The following is a 22,475-nucleotide window of genomic DNA, read 5'->3' as shown; positions in this document are numbered from 1 at the left end:
GCACGACGCCGCAGGGCCGAGGCGGCTGGCTACGCCGCCTCGGCCCTGGCGTCAGCCCATCGCCTGTCACAGCTGCCATAGCCAGCCCACTACCCCGACGGCGACCAGCACGAGGACGGCCGCCAGCCAGGGGTTGCCACGTGCCGGGTCCGCGCCGTCGTCGACCCGGTCCGCGGGACGCCCCGGCAGCCGCTTGCGCCCCGTGAGCATGGCGCCCACCAGGCGCTCCCCCTTCGCCCGATGCACCACCAGGGCCACCAGGTGCAGCCCGATCAGCCCGATCAGCAGCTGGGCATTCCAGTGGTGCAGGGTGCACAGGGTGTCGCTGATCTCGGTCGAGACCCGGTCATGCAGCGGCGCCTGGAAGAAGATGTCGTCGCTGAGGAAGAGCCCGCTGATCGCCTGGACGCTCAGTGACACCAGCATGGCCAGCACGGCCAGCCCGCCGAGGGGGTTGTGGCCGGCATAGGGCGGCAGCGGCCCGCGGCGAAGGGATCGCAGGTAGTCCACGATGGCTCCGGGGCCATGCAGGAAATGCCACAGCCGTGCATGCTGGCTGCCGCCCAGGGCCCACCCCCAGCGAAACAGCAGCAGGCCCAGCACGACAAGTCCGACCCGACCATGGATCTCCACGGGAAACACGAAGGGCGCGCCGCCGGTCTTCATGGTGTAGAAGGAGAGCGCCACGGCGCTCACCAGGGCCCAGTGAAACAGGCGGATCGGCAGGTCCCAGACCCTCACTTGGTGCATCGTGCTGGCTCCTCGCGTTGATGGAAGCTCGTCCTTGCCGACGGATGAGGCTCGGCCCGCCTCGGCGTATAATGTTCCGCTCATCAAAGTGTCGGCGCTACGCCACACGACGACAAGGAGGTCCACCTTGCTCAAGCGTCACGCCTGGCAGGAAGCCGGTGTCACCACCCTGCCGGTCATGTTCGGCTACCTGCCGCTGGGGGCGGCCTTCGGCATCCTCGCCATCGAGGTGGGCATCCCGGCATGGGGGGCGCTGCTGATGTCACTGCTCATCTATGCCGGGGCCGGCCAGTTCCTGGCCGTCACCCTGCTGGCCGCCGGCGCCGGCCTGGTGGAGGTGGCCGTGGCCACCCTGATGCTGAACTCCCGCCACCTCTTCTATGGCCTCTCCCTGCTGCGCCGCTTCCAGGGGGCCGGCTGGCGGAAGCCCTACCTGGTCTTCGCCCTCACCGACGAGACCTACTCGCTGCTTACGACCCACGCCGGGGATGCCGGTCTGGACCATGCCCAGGCCTTTCACGTCAGCCTGCTCAACCAGCTCTGGTGGGTGCTGGGGTCGATGGCCGGGGTGCTGGTCGGCACCACCCTGGCATTCGACAGCCGCGGCATCGAGTTCGCCCTCACGGCGCTGTTCATCGTGCTGACCCTGGAACAGGCACGACGGCTGCGCCAGTGGCTGCCCTTCGCCATTGCCCTGGCCACCGGTCTCGGGGCCATGCTGCTGCTGCCGGACCGCCACCTGCTGCTGGGGGCGATCGGGGCGGCCAGCCTGGTGCTGCTGGTCGACTATCGGCGTCGGCAGTCCGGAGATCGCCCATGAACGGCCTCGACCTGCTGGGTTTCATCCTGGTGTGTGCCGCGGCGACCCTCGCGACCCGGGTGCTGCCCTTCGTGGCGCTGGCGCGTCAGGCGGAGCATCCGCTGATCCTGCACCTGGGGCGCTACCTGCCGCCGGCGGTGATGATGATCCTGGTGCTCTACGCCCTGCGCGACTTCCGCCCGCTGGCCGACGGCCAGCTCAATGCCGCGGCCGATGGCTGGCCGATGATCCTCGCCTCCCTGGCGGTGGTCGGGCTGCACCTCTGGCAGCGCAACGCCCTGCTGTCGATCATCGGCGGTACCGGCGCCTACATGGCGATGGTGCAGCTGGGCTGGGCGCCATAAGCTCAGCCGAAAATATCTCTCACCCGCCCCGTCCGAGGTATTGAGCTCGACCCGGCGAGCGGCGACCATGGCACAAAATCCGAGGAGAAGGTCATGACACGAAAGATTGCCGACATCCGGCGCGACTATGAAGGTGGCCAGCTCGACGAGTCCGCCACCCCCGACGAGCCCATGGCGTTGTTCGACGAGTGGCTGACCCTGGCGCTGGAGGAAGAGGGAGATGACGGCAATGCCATGACCCTGGCCACTGCCGACAGCCAGGGCCTCCCCCATGCCCGCATCGTGCTGCTCAAGGGCATCGACGACCAGGGGCTGCTCTTCTACACCAACTACCACAGCCACAAGGGCAGCGAGCTGACCAACGTGCCCCATGCGGCCCTGGTCTTCTGGTGGCCGTCCCTCTCCCGGCAGGTGCGCGTCGAGGGACGGGTGGAGCAGGTGGCGCCCGAGGAGTCGGATGCCTACTTCGCCACTCGCCCGCGCGGCAGCCAGCTGGGGGCCTGGGTGGCTACCCAGAGCGTGGTGATCCCGGATCGTACCTGGCTCGCGGAGCGCGAGCAGCGCTTCGAGCGCGCCTACGAGGGGCAGGAGGTCCCCCGCCCCATCCACTGGGGCGGCTACCGGGTCGTTCCCGACATGATCGAATTCTGGCAGGGACAGCCGAGCCGGCTCCACGACCGTATCCGCTACGAGCGGCGCGACGGCAGCTGGCACCGCTTCCGCCTGGCGCCCTGAGCGCGCCTCCCGCCCCCGAGGAACAGCCCCCGCAACAGCGGGGGCCGTCGTCCTTCGGCGGGCGGCTCAGTCCGGCAGGCTCTCCAGCCGATGCTTCTGCCAGTCGCTCTCGGGCTCGTTGAGCCGCAGCACCGCATCCACCACCTGCTCCTCCATGTTGTAGCTCTGCTTGAAGCCCAGGTGCTTCATCAGGGCGCGCATCGGGTGGTTGTCGACCATGATCTTGCCGATCATCTCCAGGGTGCCCACGCTCCGGCAGTAGCTGATCATCTTCTTCATCAGCAGGCTGCCGATGCCGAGCCCCTGGAGGTCGTCGCGGATGATGACCGAGAACTCGGTGCGGATGTTGTCCGGGTCGTTCCAGACGCGGACCACCCCGAGCATCTCCTTGCTGCCGTCGTCTCGCAGGTGCTCGGCGATGAAGGCCATCTGCCGGTCGTAGTTGATGTGCGACAGGTGCGACAGGTCTCGCTGGGTCAGGTCGGCCTTGTTGTGGAAGTAGCGGAAGCGGATGCTCTCCTCGGAGAGCTGCTCATGGAAACGCGTGATCAGCGGCGCATCCTCGGCCCGGATCGGGCGAACCTCGACCTGCCAGCCGTTCTTGAGCGTCACCCACTCCCGCAGCTCCTCGGGATAGGGCATGATCGCGAAGCGCGCGGGGGGGCCGAGGTCCATGGCGAAGTCCACCGCCACCACGCCATCGCGGTTGAGCAGCAGCGGGTTGAGCTCCAGGCCGCGCAGCTGGGGCAGGTCGCTGGCCATCTGTGACAGCTTGACCAGCAGCTCGCAGAGCCGCTCCAGGTCACGCTCGGGATGGCTGGAGTGTTCGCGGATCAGAAGGGCCGCATGGGTGCGCCCCACCACGTCCGCGGCCAGGCTCATGTTGAGCGGGGGCAGCGCTACCTGGCGGTCGGCCAGGATGTTGACCTTGTAGCCGCCGATGCCGAACACGATCACCGGACCGAAGATTGGATCCCGGGTGATGCCGGCGCACAGCTGCATGGAGTGCTTGCCGCGCTGCATGGCCTGCAGGCAGTACTCGCGGATCGCGAAGTCCGGAAACTTCTCCTTCACCTTGTCGTGCAGACGACCCACGGCCTCGGCGACCTGTTCCGGGCTCGCCAGGTCCTGGATCAGTCCGGCGGAGATCTTGTGCGGGTGCTGGCGGTAGCGGAAGGGGCGGCAGTTGCCCTCGTGCACCACCTTGAGGGCCAGGGGGCCCTCGAAGGCTGTCGCTGCCTCGGCGGCCTCCTCGGCGGTCTGCGAATAGCGGCTTGGGGCCACCGGGAGCCCGTAGGCCTCCAGCACCTGCGCGGTCTCGGAGTGCGACAGGCACTCGCGACCCGCCTCGCGGGCCTCCTCGATCAGCGACCGGCAGCGCCGCCGGATCTCCGGGGTGGTGGTGAAGGGCAGGCTCGGGGGAAGTTCCTGGAGCAGTGCCTGCACGCGCTGATAGTCGACCATGTGCATGAAGGCCTTCACCGCCTTCTCCGGGGAGATATAGGTCGGTATGCCGGCCAGGTTGCACTCGTGGCGTGCCGATAGCGCCTCCTCCAGGCCCATCCAGCTGGTCAGCAGGTTGCGCCGGAAGCGCTTGCGTGCGGCGATGATCGCCTGGGCGGTGGTCTTCGACGGGGCCAGGCGGGTCGGGGCATGGACCACCAGCACGGCATCCACGCCCGGGTCGGCCGCCACGATCTCCAGGGCCTCGACGAGTCGCTCCGGGCTGGCATTGCCACCCAGATCCACCGGGTTCTCGCCGGGCTTGCTCATGTCGAAGTCGTCGCGGCGCAGGGCATCGCGGGTCGCCTCGCTGAAGCGGGCCAGCTTGCCCCCGGCGTTGATCAGCTTGTCGATGGCCAGCATCGCCGGCCCCAGGCCATTGGAGACGATGGCCAGGCGGTCCCCCTTCAGGGGCTTCACGCGCGACAGCGTCTCCAGGGCGTCGAACAGCTCGTCGGAGTCGTCGACCCTGACCACCCCCGCCCGGGCGAAGGCCGCATCGAAGACCTGGTCACGATTGGCGATACCGGGCGTGGGCGGTAGCCCGGAAATGTCGGACTCTGCGGTGCGCCCGCTCTTGATGGCCAGTACCAGGCGGTTGCGCGAGGCATCGCGCATCGCGGTCATGAAGTGCTGGGCATCCATGATGCGTTCGAGATGGAGCAGGATCGCCTGGGCGGGCGAGAACTGGTTGATGTAGTCCATCAGGTCGGGCAGCAGGACGTCGACGCTGTCGCCCACCGTGAGAAGGTGCGAGAAGCCGATGCCGCGGCCGGCGGCCCAGTCGATCATGGCATTGCCGAGCATCCCCGACTGGCCAAGATAGGCCACTCGCCCGGCCTTTACCGGCTGGCTGGCATAGGAGGCGTTGAGCTTGCGCCCCGGCACGATCAGCCCCATGCACTCGGGCCCGAGGACGCGGATGCCCGATGCCCGGGCGGCGGCGAGCATGCGACTGCGGATCGAGCCCTTGTCGCCCTGCGCATCGTCGAGGTGGGCACCGCCGGAGAGCACCAGCGCGGCCTTGACGCCGAAGCGCCCGAGCCTCTCGATCAGGCCGGGCACCGTCTCCACCGGCGAGCAGATCACCGCCAGGTCGGGCACCTCGGGCAGCTGCGAGACCCGGCTGACGCAGGGCATCGAGAAGACCGACTCATAGCCCTTGGGATTGACCGCCCATACGCTGCCGGCAAAGCCGCCTTCCCGGAGGTTGCGGATCACCAGGCCGCCCATGGAGTGGGGCTTCTCTGAGGCCCCGATCACCGCGATGGTGGCGGGCTCGAAGAAGTGGCGCAGGAAGCGGGTGCTCAAGCAGGATCCCCCCTGAAGGAACGTTGCCCTTCATTGTGTAAGACTTATTGACACTGTTCTGCAAGCGGGCGTCACGATTAAGGTGGCTTCAGTCACCTCGGAGCCAGTGCATGATCACCGCCTACATTACTCATCCCGACTGCCAGTTGCACCACATGGGCCCCGAACATCCCGAGAGCCCGCTGCGCCTGGATGCCATCCGGGCGCGGCTGATGCTCTCCGGCGTGTTGCAGCAGACCATGCAGTCCGAGGCCCGGGAGGCCACTGAGGAGCAGCTCGCACGGGTCCACCCCCTTCGCCACCTGCGGGCCCTGGACAAGTGCGTCCCTGAGCATGGCATCGTCACCCTCGACAGTGACACCATGATGAACCCCGACAGCCTCAAGGCGGCGCGGGTGGCCGCGGGGGCGGTGGTACGTGGCGTCGACCAGGTGTTCCGCCACCAGGCCGACAACGTCTTCTGCGCGGTGCGCCCCCCGGGGCACCATGCCGAGGCCAGCGACGCCATGGGGTTCTGCTTCTACAACAACGTGGCGGTGGGCGCGGCGCATGCCAGGGCCAAGTACGGGGCCCGCCGGATCGCCATCCTCGACTTCGACGTCCACCAGTGCAACGGCACCATCGACATCTTCAAGGATGACCCCGAGGTGCTGGTCTGCACCAGCTTCCAGTTCCCCTTCTACCCCTGGCGCTACCTGCGCAGCGAATGGCAGAACGTGGTCAACACCCCCCTGTCCGCCGGCACCGGCAGCGCCGCCTTCCGCCAGGCGATCGAGGACGACTGGCTGCCTGCCCTGCATGCCTTCAAGCCGGAGATCGTGCTCGTCTCGGCGGGCTTCGACGCCCACCGCGAGGACCCCATGGCGGAGCTCTGCCTGGAGGACGAGGACTTCCACTGGATCACCCACATGGCGCTGGAGATCGCCGCCCTCTATGCCGATGGCCGCCTGGTGTCGGTACTCGAAGGTGGCTATGACCTGGATTCCCTGGGGCGTAGTGCCGAGGCCCACCTCAAGGCCCTGCTCGGACTGCCCTTCGGCGATTGAGGCCGTTTCTCGTCGCCGGGAAACAGCCGAACTTCCGCCGGATAGGCATTTCGCCCGTCGCTCCTCGGCATGACGGCGTCGCGGGCGTGGGGCCGCGGGCAGCGACTGTGGTAGGCTGGGGGAAACCTCGTTTCCTATAGTGAACAGCGCATGACCGCCACCACCGATCAGGATGCCGCCCTGCGCATTGCCGCCGGCCGCAAGCCCTTCGTCGAGCCGCTGCGCCTCGGCGAGCGCCTCAAGGAGATCCGCCTGGCGCACCAGTGGACCCTGGAGGACGTCAGCCGGCGCACCGGCCTGGCGCGCTCCACCCTCTCCAAGATCGAGAACGACCAGATCTCCCCCACCTTCACCGCGGTGCAGAAGCTGATCAATGGCCTGGGCATCGACCTGCCCCAGCTGCTCTCGCCACCCAGGGTGCAGCCCCGTACCATGGGGCGGCGCGACCTCACCCGCCGGGGCGAGGGGCAGCGCCACCCCACCCCGACCTACGAGCACGAGCTGCTCAGCTGCGAGCTCGCCCAGAAGCGCATGATCCCCTTCAAGACCATCGTGCGGGCGCGGGCCTTCGACGAGTTCAGTGAATGGGTGCGCCACGACGGCGAGGAGTTCCTGATGGTGCTCGACGGCGAGATCCTGCTCTTCACCGAGTACTACGAGCCGCTGGCCCTGGCCAGCGGCGACAGCATCTACTTCGACAGTGCCATGGGCCATGCCCTGGTCTCGGTCAGCGATGACGATGCCGTGGTGCTGTCGGTCTGCACCCGGGGCGAGAGCAGCACCTGAGGCTCAGGCCCGCGCCCGGTCCCCCGGGCGCCGCGCGGGGACGGCATCCAGCTCGAGCCGACCCGCGCCATGGATCGCCTGGAAGTGGCGGCCCTTGGCCCGGGCGATCAGCAGCACGCCGAAGCGCTCGGCCAGCTCCACCCCCTTCTGTGTCACCCCGGACCGCGACACCAGGACCCCGATACCCATCTGCGCCACCTTGAGTACCATCTCCGAGGTCAGCCGCCCGGTGGTGTAGAAGATATCCGCGCCGGCGGAGTCCGCCTCCTCGAGCCACTGGCGGCCGGCCAGGGTATCCACGGCATTGTGTCGCCCCACGTCCTCGACGAAGTCCAGCACCGTCTCCTGGCGACACAGCGCGCAGCCATGCACGGCGCCGGCACTGCGATAGGTCTCGTTGTAGGCACCGAGGTTGTCGAGCAGCCGGTAGAGTACCGACTGGCGCATCACGGTGGCCGGCAACGGCCGCAGGGAGGTCGCCTCGAGCAGCCGGCCGAAGACCGTGCCCTGGCCGCAGCCGGTGGTCACCGTGCGCTGGCCCAGGCGCTCCTCCAGGTCCTCCGGCAGGTTGCGGGTGACCACCGCGGCCGCCTCCACCTCCCAGTCCACGTGCACTGCCTGGAGGTCCCGCTGCTGGGCCAGCAGCCCCTGGTTGCGCAGGTAACCGACCACCAGCGCCTCGGGGTCGGCGCCCAGGGTCATGAGCGTGACGATCTCCCGCTTGTTCAGGTAGACGGTCAGGGCCCGTTCCGCGGCGATGGCCTGCCGCCTCGCCTCGCCGAACTCGTCGAGGACCTCGATCTCCAGGGTGGCAGGCAGGCGCGCCCGGCTCAGGCGGATGTCATGCATCGACGGCTCCTCGGCAGAACGTTGATTGACGATGATGGCATTGTCTCCGCCTACTGTCTTTACTACCTAGAGACAAGGCTGGAGCAATACCTCACATGTCGCCAATCAGCAGCTCTCGCTCGCTCAGCTTCGATGTCACCGGCGAGCCGCTCGCCATCAAGGGCTTCACCACGACCCGCTGGAGGATCGTCGATCTCGTCAGCGGGCTTGCTGGTCCCTGGACCCTGGACCTGCAGCTCTACATGACCGAGCGGGCCGCCTACCGCTTCAACCTGACCAGTACCACCCCTCGGCTCTTCGTGCGGGCGGGTGAGGCCGGCGCCAGGCCGGTACCCGCCTCCATCACCGCCAGCCAGGACGTGGCTGCCGGCTGGCTCGATGGCGAGCATCGGGTACTGGAAGTGGACATGCCGCTGGCGATACAGGCCTGGATCGAGGCCTACCTCGCCCATCATGGCGAGGCCCCGGCGGAGGGGCGCAAGAAGAAGCGCAAGGGGGCCGGGCGCGCCCGGGAGATCGGAGCATGAGCCGGTTCGAGCGATGGTCCCGCCTCAAGCGCGGCGAGCACCCGGCATCGCCGGAGGCGCCGTCGGCGCCTCGGGCGGGTGAGACACGGGCGAGCGAGGAACCGGACCCTGCGCCGCGGGAACCCGTTGCCCCGGAGCGCGATGCCACTTCCTCACGTTCGCCGGCCCCCGGCAGCCTGGACCACACCCTGCCCGACCCGGATACCCTTCCGCCCGGCAGCGACATCACGGCCTACCTGGCCTCCGGGGTCAGCAGTGGCCTGCGCAAGCGCGCCCTGCGGCGCCTCTTTGCCGGAAAGCATTATGGCATCCGTGACGGCCTCGACGACTACGACGATGACTACCGGCAGAAGCTTCAGCCGCTGGCCGGCGAGGTGGCCGAGCGGCTGCGCAACTGGACCCGGCGGCAGCTGGAGGACGACGAGGCATCGGAGGAGGTTCCGTCAGAAGATATCGCCACCGGCGGCGAAGGCACTCATGGAGGTACTCACGAGAGTCCCCCGGATACCCCCGAAGAGGTGTCTCATACCGATACCGATGAGGCACAGGAGGCACCGCGCTCCCATGACCGCCCGGGATGACGCCGGGGCGGTCTAGCCGGCCAAGGCCCGGGGCCTGTCCATTGAGCCGGCCTATCGGCGCCATGCATCAGTCCTATGCATTAGACCAAGGGAGCGTTTGCGCGCGGCGCCGATTGGACCAACACTGATTAATTAGCACTTCACAACAAGAACAAGTTCAACCTACGCAACCCGACCGTGAGACTGCATGAACCAGCGAATCGATATCATGCCGGTGGATGACGACCGCAACCGGCAGGCGCGGGAGGCGGCACGCCAGCGAGTCTCCTGGCCGGTCAACCTCACCCCGGCCAGTGTCGGCTACCGCAGCGAGGGGCACGCCCTGGTGCTCGGCAACGAACGCGACGTCCGGCGTGCCGCCCGCGCTTTGCACGACCGGGGCCTCCCTCCTCCGGCCCTGCTCTTCACCGAGCCCATGGTCGACGGCGAGGACGACGAGGAGGACGAGGCGCTGCTCGGCGAGACGGCCGGCATGGCCAGCCAACGGCTCTCAAGGTCGCAGGCCCGTTCGCTCGAGATCGAGGGCTATCTGGGGCACTTCTCGGTCCGCCTGGCCGGCGAGGACGACACCCTCGACCTGGCGCGGGCCCTGGCCAACCGCGAGCATTTCGACCTGGTGCTCGATCTGGGCGAGACCCCGCTGCTCGCCCTGGAACTGCCCCCGCCCGGCTATGTCGCCCTCGCCTGGCCTGACCCGCAGCGCGACGAGCAGCTGGAGGCGCTCGCCGGCCTGGTCGGCGAATTCGACAAGCCGCGCTACTTCCAGATCGACAATGGCCTCTGCGCCCACTCGGCCAGCGGCTACACGGGCTGCACCCGCTGCCTGGAGGTCTGCCCCGCCGATGCCGTCAAGAGCCAACAGGGCCGAATCGACGCCTGGATCGAGATCGACCCCTTCCGCTGCCACGGCGTCGGCAGCTGCAGCAGCGCCTGCCCGACCGGGGCGATCCAGTTCCGCCTCCCGGAGACCGCCCGCCAGCAGGAGACCCTGCTGGCCTGGCTCGCCGCCTACCGGGATGCCGGTGGCACGGCACCGGTAGTGCGCTTCGTCGAAGCTGGCGACCTGGCCACGGAGCGCGACGCCGCGGGCCATGTTCTCGATATTCCTCTCGAGGAACTGGGGGCCGCCGGCCATGACCAGTGGTTGACCGCCCTGGCCGGCGGCGCCGCCGAGGTGCGCATCCAGTGCCGCCCCGGCATGCCCGACCGTCTCACGGCCTTCATCGACGACCAGCTCTCCCAGGCACATGCCCTGCTGAACGCCCTTGGCCACTCGCCATCGCGGGTAAGCCGCCTGACGGCCGGGGACGCGGTGGCCCGTGACGCCCTGCCGGGCGAGGCGCCACTGGAGGGCGCCCCCCTGGCGCTCACCGGCAACGACAAGCGCGAACGCCTCGATCAGGTGCTGGACCATCTGGCGCGTTGCGGCACACCCGATGGCCAGCGCCATGCGATGCCGGCCGGTGCCGCGTATGGCGGCCTGGCGGTCGACGGCGAGGCCTGCACCCTCTGTCTCTCCTGCGTCTCCAACTGTCCCACCCCGGCACTGGGCGCCGGCGACGACCGTCCGCTGCTGAGCTTTCGCGAGGCGGACTGCGTGCAGTGCGGGCTCTGCGCCGAGGCCTGTCCCGAGGATGCCATCACCCTGGTGCCCGGCTTCCTGGCCGACGCCGCGCGAGGCGAACGCCGGGTCCAGCACGAGGAGGCCGCCTTCCCGTGCATTCGCTGCGGCAAGCCCTTCGCCACCGCGAGTACCGTCGCGACCCTCAAGGCCAAGTTGGCCGATCATCCCTACTTCGCCGGCGATGCCCTGGCGCGCCTGGAGATGTGCGAGGACTGCCGGGTCAAGGATGTCTGGCAGGCCATGGCCCGCGACCCCGAATCGCAGCTGAAGGTATGACGCCATGAACGAGTTGAACGAGCGCGACGCCCTGCGGGCCGATGTCTATCGGCTGGTGGCCCGGCTGCTGCGCGAGGCACCCGATACCTCGCTGCTCGAGTGGCTGGCCGGGCTGGAGGTCGATCAGGACGGCTCCCTGCTCGCCGAGCGCTGGGCATCACTGGTCGCCGCCGCGGGCGCGACCACGGCCGCTGCCCTCGAGCGGGCCCACTTTCGCCATCTGGTCGGGGTGGTGCAGGGCGACATCACGCCCTACGCCTCCTGGTATCGCAACGGCGAGCTGATGGACGCAGCACTGGTCGCCCTGCGCCGTGACCTCAAGGCGCTGGGCTTCCAGCGTGCCGAGCACAGCCGGGACCCGGAGGATCACCTGGCCGCCCTGTGCGAGGTGATGGCCATGCTGATCGAGGCCCGCGCCCGTGACGAGGCGCGCTTCTTCATGACGCACCTCGCACCCTGGGCCGCGGACTGCCTGGCGGATCTTGGCCGGGTCGACACCCCCTTCTACGCGCACCTGGGCCTGCTCGGCCAGGCCTTCATCGAGGAGGAGTCCCGGCGACTCGAGGCCGAGTCACACGAGGATCCCGTCAGGATCGTCGAACCCTGACGCCGCACATCGGACCGTGATGCCACAAACACAAAGACAATCACAACAAGGCCCCGGCACGGGCCACAGACAGCATGAGTAGAGGAGACATCCCCATGCCCAACACACGCAACCCGGAGCGCCGGCGCTTCCTCAAGACGCTCGGCATCGGTACCGCCGCCGCCGGCGCCGCGGCGGCCGTCGGTCACGTGACCCTGGCCCAGGCCGACCCCAAGCCGACGGCGAAGGAGGCCGAACCCTCCCGCGAGTACCGGGAAACCCCCCACATCCGAGCCTTCTACGCCACGCTGCGTGACTGACGGCCCCGAGCCAGGAGAGCGATGCCATGCGTCTGACACCTAGATCCGATACCCCGAGGGCCGGTGGACTGGGCATTTCCCGCCGCCAGTTCCTCAAGCGCAGCGGGGCCACCACCGGCGGGCTCGCCGCCGCCAGCTTCATGGGTGCCCCCATGATGCAGCGCGCCGAGGCCGCCGAGAAGACCGCCTGGTCCGATGCCCCGGTGGAGACCAAGCGGACCGTCTGCTCCCACTGCTCGGTGGGGTGCGGCGTCTATGCCGAGGTCCAGGAGGGTGTCTGGACCAAGCAGGAACCCGCCTTCGACCATCCCATCAACCGCGGTGCCCACTGCGCCAAGGGCGCCTCGCTGCGTCAGCACGGCCACTCGAGCCGCCGCCTCAAGTATCCCATGAAGCTGGTGGGTGGCGAGTGGCAGCGCCTGAGTTGGGAGGATGCCATCGAGGAGATCGGCAGCAAGGTGCTGGAACTGACCGAGGCGCACGGCCCGGACAGCATCTACTGGCTGGGCTCGGCCAAGTTCAACAACGAACAGGCCTACCTGTTGCGCAAGTTCGCGGCCCTGGCCGGGACCAACAACACCGACCACCAGGCGCGCATCTGCCACTCCACCACCGTGGCCGGGGTGGCCAACACCTGGGGCTACGGGGCGATGACCAACTCGCTCAACGACATCCAGAACAGCAAGTCGATCATGTTCATCGGCTCCAACCCCTCCGAGGCCCACCCGGTGGCCATGCAGCACATCCTGCTGGCCAAGGAGCGCAGCCAGGCAAACATCATCGTCGTCGACCCGCGCTTCACCCGCACCGCGGCCAAGGCCGACAGCTACGTGCGGATTCGCCCCGGCTCCGACGTGGCCTTCATCTGGGGCCTGCTGTGGCACATCTTCGAGAACGGCTGGGAGGATCGGGAGTACATCAGCCAGCGCGTCTATGCCATGGACGAGGTGCGCAACGAGGTGGCCCAGTTCTCGCCCGAGGTGGTCGAGAATATCACCGGCGTCTCCGAGGAGGCGATGCACGACACCGCGCGGCGCCTGGCCGAGAACCGTCCGGGGTGCGTGGTGTGGTGCATGGGCGGCACCCAGCACACCACCGGCAACAACAATACCCGGGCCTACTGCATCCTCGAGCTGGCCCTGGGCAACATCGGCAAGTCCGGCGGCGGGGCGAACATCTTCCGCGGCCACGACAACGTCCAGGGCGCCACCGACCTGGGCCTGATGTCCCACTCGCTACCCGGCTACTACGGCCTGGCCGAGGGTGCCTGGAAGCACTGGGCCCGGGTCTGGGACCTGGACTACGAGTGGCTGAAGGGGCGCTTCGACCAGGCCGAGTACGCCGACGGCCAGCCGATGTACTCCAGCGGCATCACCGTCTCCCGCTGGATCGACGGCGTGCTCGAGCAGGAGGAGGACATCTCCCAACGCACGCGGCTCAAGGCAATGTTCTACTGGGGGCACGCGGTCAACTCCCAGACCCGCGGTCCCGAGATGCAGAAGGCCATGCAGCAGCTCGAGATGATGGTCATCGTCGACCCCTACCCCACCGTGGCGGGGGTCATGCACGACCGCCAGGACGGCGTCTACCTGCTGCCGGCGGCCACCCAGTTCGAGACCACCGGCAGCGTCACCGCCACCAACCGCTCCATCCAGTGGCGTGACAAGGTGATCGAGCCGCTGTTCGAGTCCAAGCCCGACCACGAGATCATGTACCTGCTGGCCAGGAAACTGGGCTTCGGCGACGAGCTGGTCAAGAACTACCAGATGAATGGCGACGAACCGCTGATCGAGGACATCACCCGCGAGTTCAACGCCGGCATGTGGACGGTGGGCTACACCGGCCAGAGCCCCGAGCGCCTCAAGGCCCACCAGCAGAACTGGCACACCTTCAGCTTCCGTGACCTCAAGGCCGAGGGCGGGCCCGCCGACGGCGACTACTACGGCCTGCCCTGGCCCTGCTGGGGCACCGCCGAGATGGGCCACCCCGGCACGCCGATCCTCTACGACACCAGCAAGCGGGTCTCAGAGGGCGGCCTGACCTTCCGCGCCCGCTTCGGCATCGAGCGCAATGGCGAGAACATCCTCGCCGACGGCTCGTTCAGCGAGGGCTCCGAGCTCGAGGACGGCTACCCCGAGTTCACCGACACCATGCTCAAGGACCTGGGCTGGTGGGACGACCTGACCGAGGAGGAGAAGGCCGAGGCGGAAGGCAAGAACTGGAAGACCGACCTCTCCGGCGGCATCCAGCGGGTGGCGATCGCCCACGAGTGCGCCCCGTTCGGCAATGCCAAGGCGCGCTGCAACGTCTGGACCTTCCCCGACCCCATCCCCAAGCACCGCGAGCCGCTCTATACCAGTCGCCGCGACCTGGTGGCCGACTACCCGACCTGGGACGACGTGGCCTCCCACTACCGCCTGCCGACCCTCTACAAGACCATCCAGGAGAAGGACGTCACCGGGGAGTACCCGATCATCCTCACCTCCGGGCGCCTGGTGGAGTACGAGGGCGGCGGCGAGGAGACCCGCTCCATGTCCTGGCTCGCCGAGCTGCAGCAGGAGATGTTCGTCGAGATCAATCCGGCCCTCGCCAACGACCTGGCCATCGCCGAGGGCGACATGGTGTGGGTCGAGGGCGCCGAGGGTGGCCGCGTGAAGGTCAAGGCGCTGGTCACCCCGCGGGTCGCCCGCGAGGTGGTGTTCATGCCCTTCCACTTCGGCGGCATGTTCCAGGGCGAGAGCCTGCACGACCGCTATCCGGAAGGTTCGGCCCCCTACGTGCTCGGCGAGGCGGCCAACACCGCCACCACCTACGGCTATGACTCGGTGACCCAGATGCAGGAAACCAAGTGCACGCTGTGTCGCATCGAGAAGGCAAGCTGAGGAGAACACCATGGCCACTATGAAGTTCATGTGCGACGCGGAGCGCTGCATCGAGTGCAACGGCTGCGTCACCGCCTGCAAGAACGCCAACGAGGTGGAATGGGGCATCCAGCGCCGTCGCGTGGTGACCCTCAACGACGGCGAGCCCAGCGAGGTCTCCATCTCGGTGGCCTGCATGCACTGCGACGATGCACCCTGCATTGCCGTCTGCCCCACCGAGACCCTGTTCCAGCGCGATGACGGCATCGTGCTGCACGACAAGGACCTGTGCATCGGCTGCGGCTACTGCCTCTACGCCTGCCCCTTCGGCGCCCCGCAGTTCCCGAAGCAGAACGCCTTCGGCGAGCGCGGCAAGATGGATAAGTGCACCTTCTGCGCCGGCGGCCCGGCGGAGACCAAGGAGGAGGAGTACCAGAAGTACGGGGCCAACCGCATCGCCGAGGGCAAGCTGCCGCTGTGTGCCGAGATGTGCTCCACCAAGGCCCTGCTCGCCGGTGATGCCCAGGAGGTCGCCGATATCTTCCGCCAGCGGGTCGTGCAGCGGGGTCACAAGGATGGCGGCTGGTCGGGAAACCCTAGGGCCGACGCCGACTCCCTGGCCTACGACGCCACCCAGCAGGGGTAAGGAGGTCATGTCATGAGCAAGTCCACACCCTGGCGGGCGCTATGGCGACTGCCCCTTCTGGTGCTGGCCCTGGTGGCCAGCCTGGGGGTCGCCCAGTTCGCCCTGGCCCAGGCCGACCCCGATCGCGAGGCCGCCACGGCGGTCCCGGCCCTGGACGCCGATGCCTGGCGGCAGATCAAGAGCGGCGAGACCGGCCCCAATTATCGGGACAGCCGCTTCGACTCCAACTTCAACCTGATCAACGCCAGCGGCGAGACCTGGCGACAGCTACGCGAGCGCTGGGTCTCTCCCTTCGGGGTGATCGCCGTGGTGGGCATGATCGTGGTGATCGCCCTCTTCTACCTGATGGTCGGCCGCAAGAAGCTCGACGAGCCGCGAACGGGACGCAAGCTGCTGCGCTGGTCGCTGGTGGTCAGGTCCCTGCACTGGACGGTGGCGACCCTGTTCATCCTGCTGGCCCTCACCGGGCTCAACCTGGCCTATGGCAAGGCCGTCTTCCGTCCGATCTTCGGCGACGGCTTCTGGGCGGCGATGATGTCCGGCACCAAGCTGATCCACAACTACCTGGGACCGCTGTTCGGCATCCTGCTGGTGATCCTGCTGCTGCGCCTGCTGGCCCACAACATTCCCCGCCGGCATGACCTGGAGTGGTTCGCCAAGGGCGGCGGCCTGGTCGGCAAGGGGCATCCGGATGCGGGGTTCGCCAACGCCGGCGAGAAGGTGTGGTACTGGCTGCTCGCCACCGCCGGCATCGCGGTGATCGTCAGCGGCCTGGTGCTGGACTTCCCCAACTACGGCCAGGGCCGCGACACCATGCAGTGGGCCAACATCATCCATGCCGTGGGTGCCTTCGGCCTGACGGCGGTCGCCCTGGGCCACATCTACATCGGCACGCTGGGCACCGAGGGCTCCTTCGAAGGCATGGCCACCGGCTACGTGGACGAGACCTGGGCCAAGGAGCATCACAACCTCTGGTACGAGGAGGTCAAGGACCAGGCCGTTCCCGAGGAGCAACTGGCGGCCGGCCGGTCCTCTGCGCAGCGCGATGAGCCGGCCCCCCGCTCCGGCTGAGCGTTGGCAGGAAAGCGCCCGTCGACACCGCCTACGGGCGGTGTCTTTTGTTAAGCTGATGCGACAGACGCAATCGCCACCCCGAGGAGCCACCATGCAGCATCTCGACGACGCCACCCGCACCGAACTCGAGGCGGCCGCCTTTCGCCGCCTGCTCCGCCACCTGGATGAGCACAAGGAGGTACAGAACATCGACCTCATGATCCTCGCCGACTTCTGCCGCAACTGCCTCTCCAAGTGGCTGGTGGCCGCCGCCGACGAGCGCGGCGCCGAGCTGGACTATGATGCCGCCCGGGAACACGTCTACGGCATGCCCTATTCGGAGTGGAAGGAGAAGTATCAGCAGGAAGCCACCCCCGCGCAGATGGCCGCCTTCGAGGCGCGCCAGGCCGCCAAGCAGGGGCAGAAGGACGGATGAGCGAGCCGATGATTCCCCTCTCCATCGCGGTGCTGACCATCTCCGATACGCGCAACGAGGCGACCGACCGCAGCGGCCAGGCGCTGGTCGAGCGCCTCACGTCGGCCGGGCACACCCTGCACGAGAAACGTATCGTGCCCGATGACGTCTACCGCATCCGTGCCGTGGCGGCCGGCTGGATCGCCGATCCGGACGTCCAGGTGATCCTGACCACCGGCGGCACCGGCTTCACCGGCCGCGACTCCACGCCCGAGGCGGTCTCGGTCCTGCTCGACAAGCGGATCGAAGGGTTCGGCGAACTCTTCCGCCACCTTTCCTGGCAGGAGATCGGCAGTTCCACGGTGCAGAGCCGCTGCCTCGGCGGACTGGCCAACGCCACCGTGGTGTTCTGCCTGCCCGGCTCCACCGGGGCCTGCCGCACCGCCTGGGACGGGATCCTGGCCGAGCAGCTCGACAGCCGTCACAAGCCCTGTAACTTTGCCAATCTCGTCATCCCTGAGCGAGGCCAGCATGTTTGAGACCATTCGCAGTCGGCACACGCCATGCCACTCTCCATACGTTCAGGCCAATCCCATGATCCCGGAGCGAGGCCAGCATGGCTGAGCTGCAATCGGTCGAGGCGGCACTGGCGGCACTGCTGCATGGCGTGGCCCCGACACCCCCGGAATCCCTCTCCTGTGACGCGGCGGCGGGTCGCGTGCTCGCCGAGGCGATCGAGGCCCGGCTCGACGTGCCCGCCTTCGATAACAGCGCCATGGACGGCTATGCCCTCCACCACCGGGATGCCGGCAAGCGGCTGCCGGTCGCCCAGCGCATCGCCGCGGGCTCGCCGGCCGCGCCCCTGGCGCCCGGCACCTGTGCGCGCATCTTCACCGGGGGCGAGATCCCCCCGGGTGCCGACTGCGTGGTGATGCAGGAACGCGTCGAGGTAGTGGCCGACCTGGCCGCGATACCGCCCGACATCCCGGCCGGCGACAACGTTCGCCGCCGCGGTCGTGATGTCACGGCGGGCGCGCCCCTGCTGCCGGCCGGCGAGCGGCTGGAGGCCGCCGCGCTGGGCCACCTGGCCGGTCAGGGCATCACCGAGGTGGTGGTGCGCCGCCGCCCCCGGGTGGCGCTACTCTCCACCGGCGACGAGATCGTCGACCCGGGCCAACCCCTTGCCGCGGGCCAGATCTACAACTCCAACCGGCCGATGCTCAGGCGGTTGCTCGAACGCTTCGGCGCGGAGCTGACGCTGATCACCTCGATTCCCGATGATCCGGCGGGCACCCGAGAGACGCTGAGCGCCGCCGCCCAGGAGGCCGACCTGGTGATCAGCACCGGCGGCGTCAGTGTCGGCGAGGAGGATCACGTCAAGGCCGCCCTGGCCTCATTGGGCCAGCTGGACCTGTGGCGACTGGCGATCCGTCCCGGCAAGCCCCTCGCCCTGGGGCGCCTGCCGGGGCGCGAGGGACGGGAGGTCCGCTTCGTCGGTCTGCCCGGCAATCCCGTCTCCTGCTTCGTCGGCGCCTGGCTGTTCCTGCGTCCGCTGCTCGGTGCCCTGCAGGGGTGCCCGGCACTCGCGCAGCTGCCCTGCCTGCGGGCCCGGGCGGGTTTCTCCACGCAAACCGGCCCGCGACGCCATTACATGCGCGTGATGCTCGAGTTCGGGGAGGACGGGGTCCTGGCCCGGGCCTTCCGGGACCAGAACTCCGGCGTGCTGTCATCCTGCATCAGCGCCGATGCCCTGGCGGTGGTCCCGGCCCAGAGCCGGATCGAGCCGGGTGATCCGGTCGACTGCCTGTGGCTCAGGGTCGAGTGACCCCTCCCTGGGGTGAGGCAACCCCCAGGGCGTCATTGACCGCGGGCCAGAGCCTTTCGAAGTCGCGGGCGAGCCGCTCATAGTCCTCCTCCAGCCAGGGCACGAGCTCGGCCAGGCGGTTGGGACCCGAAAGCCGCCGGCCGATGCCCTCGATGGCCCGGCAGGTGAAGGCGAAGTCTGCGTAGCGATTGAGCCAGTCCTGCTCCACCAGGACTGGCATCATCGCCGCCAGCCGGGCCGGGGCCGGTCGCCTCGCCAGCACCCGATAGCAGCGAGCGACCAGCCAGTGCCGCTCGTCGCTTGCCAGTGACCGCGCCGCGAAGTGGTCCCAGACCAGGTCCAGGGCGATGCCGGCATAGCGGCGCTGCCTGCGCGGCGATCGTTCGAGCACGGCCGAGACCACCGGATGGCCATCGACGAAGGCATCCACTCGCCGATGGTGACGAATGCCGCTGGCCTGCTCGGCGCTCCAGGACGAAAGGTCGGCGCCCTTGACCCCGTCGGCGATCAGGTTGCCGTAGAGGAAGTCATCGCTGCCGCCCCGGGCGAGCCAACCATGCGCCAGAAAATTCATGATCGGCACATCACAGGCAATGGGTGGGCTTGGGCAAGCCAGCGAGACGGGCGGCCACCTTGGCCGGGCTGCCCGGGAAGAGGCGCATCAGGTGGATGGAGCGCCCCTTCTCCGGCCCCAGGGTGCGCGCCACTGCCTTTACCAGGGGGCGCATGGCGGGCGCCATCTCGTAGCGTGCATAGAAGTCACGAAGCACCTGGAGGATCTCCCAGTGCTCCTCCGTCAGGGTGATGCCTTCCTCTTCGGCCAGGGCCTTGGCGACCTCCGGCGACCACTCATTCATGTTGACCAGATAGCCTTCGGGATCCAGAGCATACTGGTCTTGATCAACAGCGAGATAACGGTATATTGCTGTGGTTGCCATCAGTACCAGCTCACCGTGCGTTCGGCTTCCTCGGTCAGGTCCACGAAGCCGTCCACGTCGACCACCTGCACGCTGGCGTCGCAGCGACCGAGCAGCCCGCGCGACTCCAGGTCCTCCTTCAGGGCGAACAGGCGCCCCTCCAGGCCCGCGTAATACCGCACCAGCTGAGGGAGCGCCCCCTGGACCCCATCCTCGATCAACAGCAGGCGATCCTCCGGCGACATGCCGGCCAGGGCCTGCTGGTAGACCCGGCTGGTCGCCGGGGAACGATTCACGACATGCAGCAGCATGGGCGCACTCCTTGCGTCTGGCTAGAAGGTCAACACCAGGCGATGCCCGGAGAGGACACGCGCCAGTGCCGAGGGCGACAGGCACTCCACCTCAAGCATCAACTCGTCGCTCGAGAGTCCGAGACGGGAGAGCCCCTGCTCTTCCACCAGCAACGTCTCGATATCATACATCTCCAGCATCTCCAGCGTCGCGGCCGTGCCCTTCTGCCCCAGGGGGCCCAGCTGCTGCCCCCGCAGCAGGGCCGTCACCCCCTCCCCCATGAACAGCAGGGAGACCCGGCGCCCGAAGGCGGCGGCGACCAGGGCGGCATCCAGGCCCTCCCTCAGCCAGCTGCTGCCGTGGGGCGCGTGGCGCAGGATGACCAGCAGGTCACTGTCGTCATGATGTTCTTGCATCGGGACTCCGTGGAACGCGGTCAGGGACCGAAGGTGACCAGGCGGTCACAGCGGGTGCCGATGTCGACCAGCTGGCCCAGCCCGGTCAGCTCGAAGGGAGCCTCCACGCTGACGCCGTCCTTGCCATGGCGGACCGCTTCCCGTTCGTCCAGCAGGCCCCGTCGCAGCGCGGCGGCGATGCAGACCTGCAAGGCGACCCGATGCTCGTTGGCCAGCGCCGCCCAGGCATCCACCAGATGCGGCTCGTCCTGGGGGGGAGCGGCCAGCCGGGCGGCGTTGTACACCCCGTCATGGTAGAAGAACACTGCCTCGAGCCGGTGCCCCCGTGCCACCAGGGCACGGGCGAAGCGCAAGGCGGAGTGGCTCGCCTGGTCACTGTAGGGGGCACCCATCAGCAGGATGGCATAGCGCATGGGGTCTCCTGAAACAGCCTGGCCCCGCCAGTGGGCGGGGCCAGGTATCCGTGCTGTGGCGAAGCCGTCAGTCCTGGCTCATGATCCCCAGGATGGAGAGCAGGCTGACGAACAGGTTGTAGATCGAGACGTAGAGGGTAATGGTGGCGAGGATGTAGTTGGTCTCGCCGCCCCGATGGACGATCTCGCTGGTCTGGTAGAGGATGGCGGCCGAAGCGAACAGCACGAAGCCGGCCGAGACCATCAGCGACAGCGCGGGAATCTGCAGGAAGATACCCGCCACCATGGCGATGATCAGCACGATGGCACCGGCCATCAGGAAGTTCGCCAGGAAGCTGAAGTCCTTGCGCGTGATCAGCGCCACGGCCGAGAGGCCGACGAAGGTCACCCCGGTCATGCCCAGTGCGGTCATGATCAGCTGGGCCCCGTTGGGCAGGGTGAGGTAGGCGCTGAGGATCGGCCCCAGGGTGAAGCCCATGAAGCCCGTGAAGGCGAAGGTGGAAAGCAGGCCGATCGCCGAGTTAGCGGTCTTGTGCACCAGGAACATCAGGCCGTAGGCACCGATGAAGAACACCAGGATGTTCATCCGCTCGATGCCCATGGCCATGGCGGCACCGGCCGTCGCGGCGGAGAACAGCAGGGTCATCGCCAGCAGGCCATAGGTATTGCGCAGGACCTTGCTGGTACCGACAGCCTGGGTCTGCTGCCGTGTCATCTGCGTGTCTTGGTAAGCCATGGATCGGAAGCTCCCTGTGTGGTTGATCTAGGCACTTGACCTAGCATGCCGCCAGAAGGTTCCCGACGCAAGAGACTGGCTAGCCTGGCTTCAACGCGCTTTCTGCGGACATCGCCTCGGCAAGCACCCGCCGCGCCACGCGGGACGCCGATTCACAGACCTCCCCGTCATCCTGTTCGAGGGCCTCGAGGTCCATCCAGCGCAGCTCGGTGGCATCGTCGGCGGCCGCCTCCAGCCCGCCCTGCCATTCGAGCTGCACCACCACGATGACGAAATGCATCCTCAGCAGGCCGGCGTCGTCGTGGTCGAAGAGGTCGATGGCTGTCAGGATCCGCCGGGGCGCCGCGAGCACACCGGTCTCCTCCAGCAGCTCCCTCGCCGCTGCCTGCTGGAGGCTCTCGCCCGTTTCCACCTTGCCGCCGGGCAGTGCCAGCATGCCGGCACTGGGCGGGTTGCGCCGCCGCACCATGAGGATGCGGTCACCCTTGATCACGGCGGCCGAGACGGCGGGGACCGGATGCACCCCGGGGGGCAGTGTGGGGTCAAGCATGATGCTCTCCTGCAGTCACCGATGGCCCATTGTGCCTGAGCTCGCCATGCGAGGCCTAACATCTTGATCCCAAGGCGCTCTTGACCCGGCGAGGAAAGCTGGTAGTATACCCATCCGTGAGCCGGAGGGATGGCAGAGCGGTTGAATGCACCGGTCTTGAAAACCGGCGAAGGTGAGAGCCTTCCCAGGGTTCGAATCCCTGTCCCTCCGCCACTTCTTCTCGAAAACCAGCCGTTTATGGCTGGTTTTTTCGTTTGCCCCCTCCTCCCGCCAGCAGTGGCGATGCAAGGCACC

26 protein-coding genes and 1 tRNA gene are annotated in these 22,475 nt (G+C 68.1%); 17 read left to right on the top strand and 10 right to left on the bottom strand.

Annotation, left to right across the window (positions count from 1 at the left end; translation table 11 throughout):
* Window positions 1-66: 66 nt before the first annotated feature.
* Window positions 67-750, bottom strand: coding sequence for a cytochrome b/b6 domain-containing protein (locus tag DFP85_RS01110; protein ID WP_166644564.1), 684 nt, complete (start codon window positions 748-750; stop codon window positions 67-69).
* 127 nt (window positions 751-877) lie between these two features.
* Between DFP85_RS01110 and DFP85_RS01105 the strand changes: the two genes are divergently transcribed.
* The 3 genes from DFP85_RS01105 (at window position 878) to pdxH (ending at window position 2,649) form a co-directional block, all read left to right on the top strand.
* Window positions 878-1,570, top strand: coding sequence for an AzlC family ABC transporter permease (locus tag DFP85_RS01105; protein WP_243737171.1), 693 nt, complete (start codon window positions 878-880; stop codon window positions 1,568-1,570).
* Window positions 1,567-1,914 carry a branched-chain amino acid transporter permease gene (locus DFP85_RS01100; protein ID WP_133634095.1) on the top strand — a complete coding sequence of 116 codons (348 nt, stop codon included), beginning with the start codon at window positions 1,567-1,569 and terminating at the stop codon, window positions 1,912-1,914. The genes DFP85_RS01105 and DFP85_RS01100 overlap by 4 nt, the downstream gene beginning before the upstream one ends.
* Window positions 1,915-2,007: 93 nt before the next feature.
* On the top strand, window positions 2,008-2,649 hold the full coding sequence (pdxH, locus tag DFP85_RS01095) for a pyridoxamine 5'-phosphate oxidase (RefSeq protein ID WP_133634093.1): 642 nt from the start codon (window positions 2,008-2,010) through the stop codon (window positions 2,647-2,649).
* A gap of 66 nt (window positions 2,650-2,715) precedes the next feature.
* On the opposite strand, the gene DFP85_RS01090 is transcribed toward pdxH, so the two are convergent.
* Window positions 2,716-5,463: a bifunctional acetate--CoA ligase family protein/GNAT family N-acetyltransferase gene (locus DFP85_RS01090; protein ID WP_133634091.1), complete on the bottom strand. Its 2,748-nt coding sequence runs from the start codon at window positions 5,461-5,463 to the stop codon at window positions 2,716-2,718.
* Window positions 5,464-5,573: 110 nt separating this feature from the next.
* Between DFP85_RS01090 and DFP85_RS01085 the strand changes: the two genes are divergently transcribed.
* Together DFP85_RS01085 and DFP85_RS01080 are read left to right on the top strand one after the other, a co-directional pair.
* The gene (locus tag DFP85_RS01085) at window positions 5,574-6,509 is read left to right on the top strand and encodes a histone deacetylase family protein (RefSeq protein ID WP_133634089.1); all 936 of its coding nucleotides are present in this window, start codon (window positions 5,574-5,576) and stop codon (window positions 6,507-6,509) included.
* A 150-nt stretch (window positions 6,510-6,659) separates the two neighbouring features.
* Window positions 6,660-7,295 (top strand): helix-turn-helix domain-containing protein, encoded by a 636-nt coding sequence (locus DFP85_RS01080; protein WP_133634086.1) that lies wholly within the window; start codon window positions 6,660-6,662, stop codon window positions 7,293-7,295.
* Between the two features lie 3 nt (window positions 7,296-7,298).
* On the opposite strand, the gene DFP85_RS01075 is transcribed toward DFP85_RS01080, so the two are convergent.
* Window positions 7,299-8,144 (bottom strand): formate dehydrogenase accessory sulfurtransferase FdhD, encoded by an 846-nt coding sequence (locus DFP85_RS01075; RefSeq protein ID WP_133634084.1) that lies wholly within the window; start codon window positions 8,142-8,144, stop codon window positions 7,299-7,301.
* 95 nt (window positions 8,145-8,239) lie between these two features.
* On the opposite strand from DFP85_RS01075, the gene DFP85_RS01070 reads away from it, so the two are divergent.
* From DFP85_RS01070 to DFP85_RS01020, 11 genes are all read left to right on the top strand, one after another.
* Window positions 8,240-8,671: a DUF3305 domain-containing protein gene (locus DFP85_RS01070; RefSeq protein WP_133634081.1), complete on the top strand. Its 432-nt coding sequence runs from the start codon at window positions 8,240-8,242 to the stop codon at window positions 8,669-8,671.
* Window positions 8,668-9,252 carry a DUF3306 domain-containing protein gene (locus tag DFP85_RS01065; protein ID WP_133634079.1) on the top strand — a complete coding sequence of 195 codons (585 nt, stop codon included), beginning with the start codon at window positions 8,668-8,670 and terminating at the stop codon, window positions 9,250-9,252. The genes DFP85_RS01070 and DFP85_RS01065 overlap by 4 nt, the downstream gene beginning before the upstream one ends.
* Window positions 9,253-9,439: 187 nt before the next feature.
* The gene (locus DFP85_RS01060; RefSeq protein ID WP_133634077.1) at window positions 9,440-11,152 is read left to right on the top strand and encodes a 4Fe-4S binding protein; all 1,713 of its coding nucleotides are present in this window, start codon (window positions 9,440-9,442) and stop codon (window positions 11,150-11,152) included.
* Window positions 11,153-11,156: 4 nt separating this feature from the next.
* Complete coding sequence (locus DFP85_RS01055; protein WP_133634075.1) at window positions 11,157-11,759, top strand: TorD/DmsD family molecular chaperone; 603 nt, start codon at window positions 11,157-11,159, stop codon at window positions 11,757-11,759.
* Window positions 11,760-11,854: 95 nt separating this feature from the next.
* The gene (locus DFP85_RS01050) at window positions 11,855-12,058 is read left to right on the top strand and encodes a twin-arginine translocation signal domain-containing protein (RefSeq protein ID WP_133634073.1); all 204 of its coding nucleotides are present in this window, start codon (window positions 11,855-11,857) and stop codon (window positions 12,056-12,058) included.
* A gap of 26 nt (window positions 12,059-12,084) precedes the next feature.
* Window positions 12,085-14,940 (top strand): molybdopterin-dependent oxidoreductase, encoded by a 2,856-nt coding sequence (locus DFP85_RS01045; protein ID WP_133634071.1) that lies wholly within the window; start codon window positions 12,085-12,087, stop codon window positions 14,938-14,940.
* A 10-nt stretch (window positions 14,941-14,950) separates the two neighbouring features.
* A complete protein-coding gene (gene fdh3B, locus DFP85_RS01040) occupies window positions 14,951-15,565 on the top strand; it encodes a formate dehydrogenase FDH3 subunit beta (RefSeq protein WP_133634069.1) in 615 nt (204 codons plus the stop codon).
* Between the two features lie 12 nt (window positions 15,566-15,577).
* Window positions 15,578-16,636 carry a formate dehydrogenase subunit gamma gene (locus tag DFP85_RS01035; RefSeq protein ID WP_133634067.1) on the top strand — a complete coding sequence of 353 codons (1,059 nt, stop codon included), beginning with the start codon at window positions 15,578-15,580 and terminating at the stop codon, window positions 16,634-16,636.
* A 94-nt stretch (window positions 16,637-16,730) separates the two neighbouring features.
* A complete protein-coding gene (locus DFP85_RS01030; protein WP_133634065.1) occupies window positions 16,731-17,054 on the top strand; it encodes a DUF1244 domain-containing protein in 324 nt (107 codons plus the stop codon).
* Window positions 17,051-17,572, top strand: a complete 522-nt coding sequence (moaB, locus tag DFP85_RS01025) for a molybdenum cofactor biosynthesis protein B (protein WP_133634064.1) — start codon at window positions 17,051-17,053, stop codon at window positions 17,570-17,572. The genes DFP85_RS01030 and moaB overlap by 4 nt, the downstream gene beginning before the upstream one ends.
* A 77-nt stretch (window positions 17,573-17,649) precedes the next feature.
* A complete protein-coding gene (locus DFP85_RS01020) occupies window positions 17,650-18,858 on the top strand; it encodes a molybdopterin molybdotransferase MoeA (protein ID WP_133634062.1) in 1,209 nt (402 codons plus the stop codon).
* Here the strand turns inward: DFP85_RS01020 and DFP85_RS01015 are convergent.
* The 7 genes from DFP85_RS01015 to DFP85_RS00985 all read right to left on the bottom strand — a co-directional run bounded on the left by DFP85_RS01015 (window position 18,845) and on the right by DFP85_RS00985 (window position 22,181).
* Complete coding sequence (locus tag DFP85_RS01015) at window positions 18,845-19,432, bottom strand: acyl carrier protein phosphodiesterase (RefSeq protein ID WP_133634060.1); 588 nt, start codon at window positions 19,430-19,432, stop codon at window positions 18,845-18,847. The genes DFP85_RS01020 and DFP85_RS01015 overlap by 14 nt on opposite strands.
* Window positions 19,433-19,442: 10 nt before the next feature.
* The gene (locus tag DFP85_RS01010) at window positions 19,443-19,796 is read right to left on the bottom strand and encodes a TusE/DsrC/DsvC family sulfur relay protein (protein ID WP_133634058.1); all 354 of its coding nucleotides are present in this window, start codon (window positions 19,794-19,796) and stop codon (window positions 19,443-19,445) included.
* Window positions 19,796-20,086 (bottom strand): sulfurtransferase complex subunit TusB, encoded by a 291-nt coding sequence (tusB, locus tag DFP85_RS01005; RefSeq protein ID WP_133634056.1) that lies wholly within the window; start codon window positions 20,084-20,086, stop codon window positions 19,796-19,798. The genes DFP85_RS01010 and tusB overlap by 1 nt, the downstream gene beginning before the upstream one ends.
* A 21-nt stretch (window positions 20,087-20,107) precedes the next feature.
* Entirely contained in the window at window positions 20,108-20,482 is a 375-nt protein-coding gene (gene tusC, locus DFP85_RS01000; RefSeq protein ID WP_133634054.1) for a sulfurtransferase complex subunit TusC, read from the bottom strand.
* 20 nt (window positions 20,483-20,502) lie between these two features.
* Window positions 20,503-20,895: a sulfurtransferase complex subunit TusD gene (gene tusD, locus DFP85_RS00995; RefSeq protein WP_133634052.1), complete on the bottom strand. Its 393-nt coding sequence runs from the start codon at window positions 20,893-20,895 to the stop codon at window positions 20,503-20,505.
* 67 nt (window positions 20,896-20,962) lie between these two features.
* Window positions 20,963-21,631: a Bax inhibitor-1/YccA family protein gene (locus DFP85_RS00990; protein WP_133634050.1), complete on the bottom strand. Its 669-nt coding sequence runs from the start codon at window positions 21,629-21,631 to the stop codon at window positions 20,963-20,965.
* 79 nt (window positions 21,632-21,710) lie between these two features.
* Window positions 21,711-22,181, bottom strand: coding sequence for an NUDIX hydrolase (locus DFP85_RS00985; protein ID WP_133634048.1), 471 nt, complete (start codon window positions 22,179-22,181; stop codon window positions 21,711-21,713).
* A 123-nt stretch (window positions 22,182-22,304) separates the two neighbouring features.
* Here DFP85_RS00985 and DFP85_RS00980 point away from each other — a divergent pair.
* Window positions 22,305-22,394 (top strand) — tRNA-Ser (locus DFP85_RS00980).
* Window positions 22,395-22,475 lie beyond the last annotated feature (81 nt).

This window comes from Halomonas ventosae (genome assembly GCF_004363555.1).
Lineage (GTDB): Bacteria > Pseudomonadota > Gammaproteobacteria > Pseudomonadales > Halomonadaceae > Halomonas > Halomonas ventosae.
This window is presented reverse-complemented; position numbering and strand designations above follow the sequence as displayed.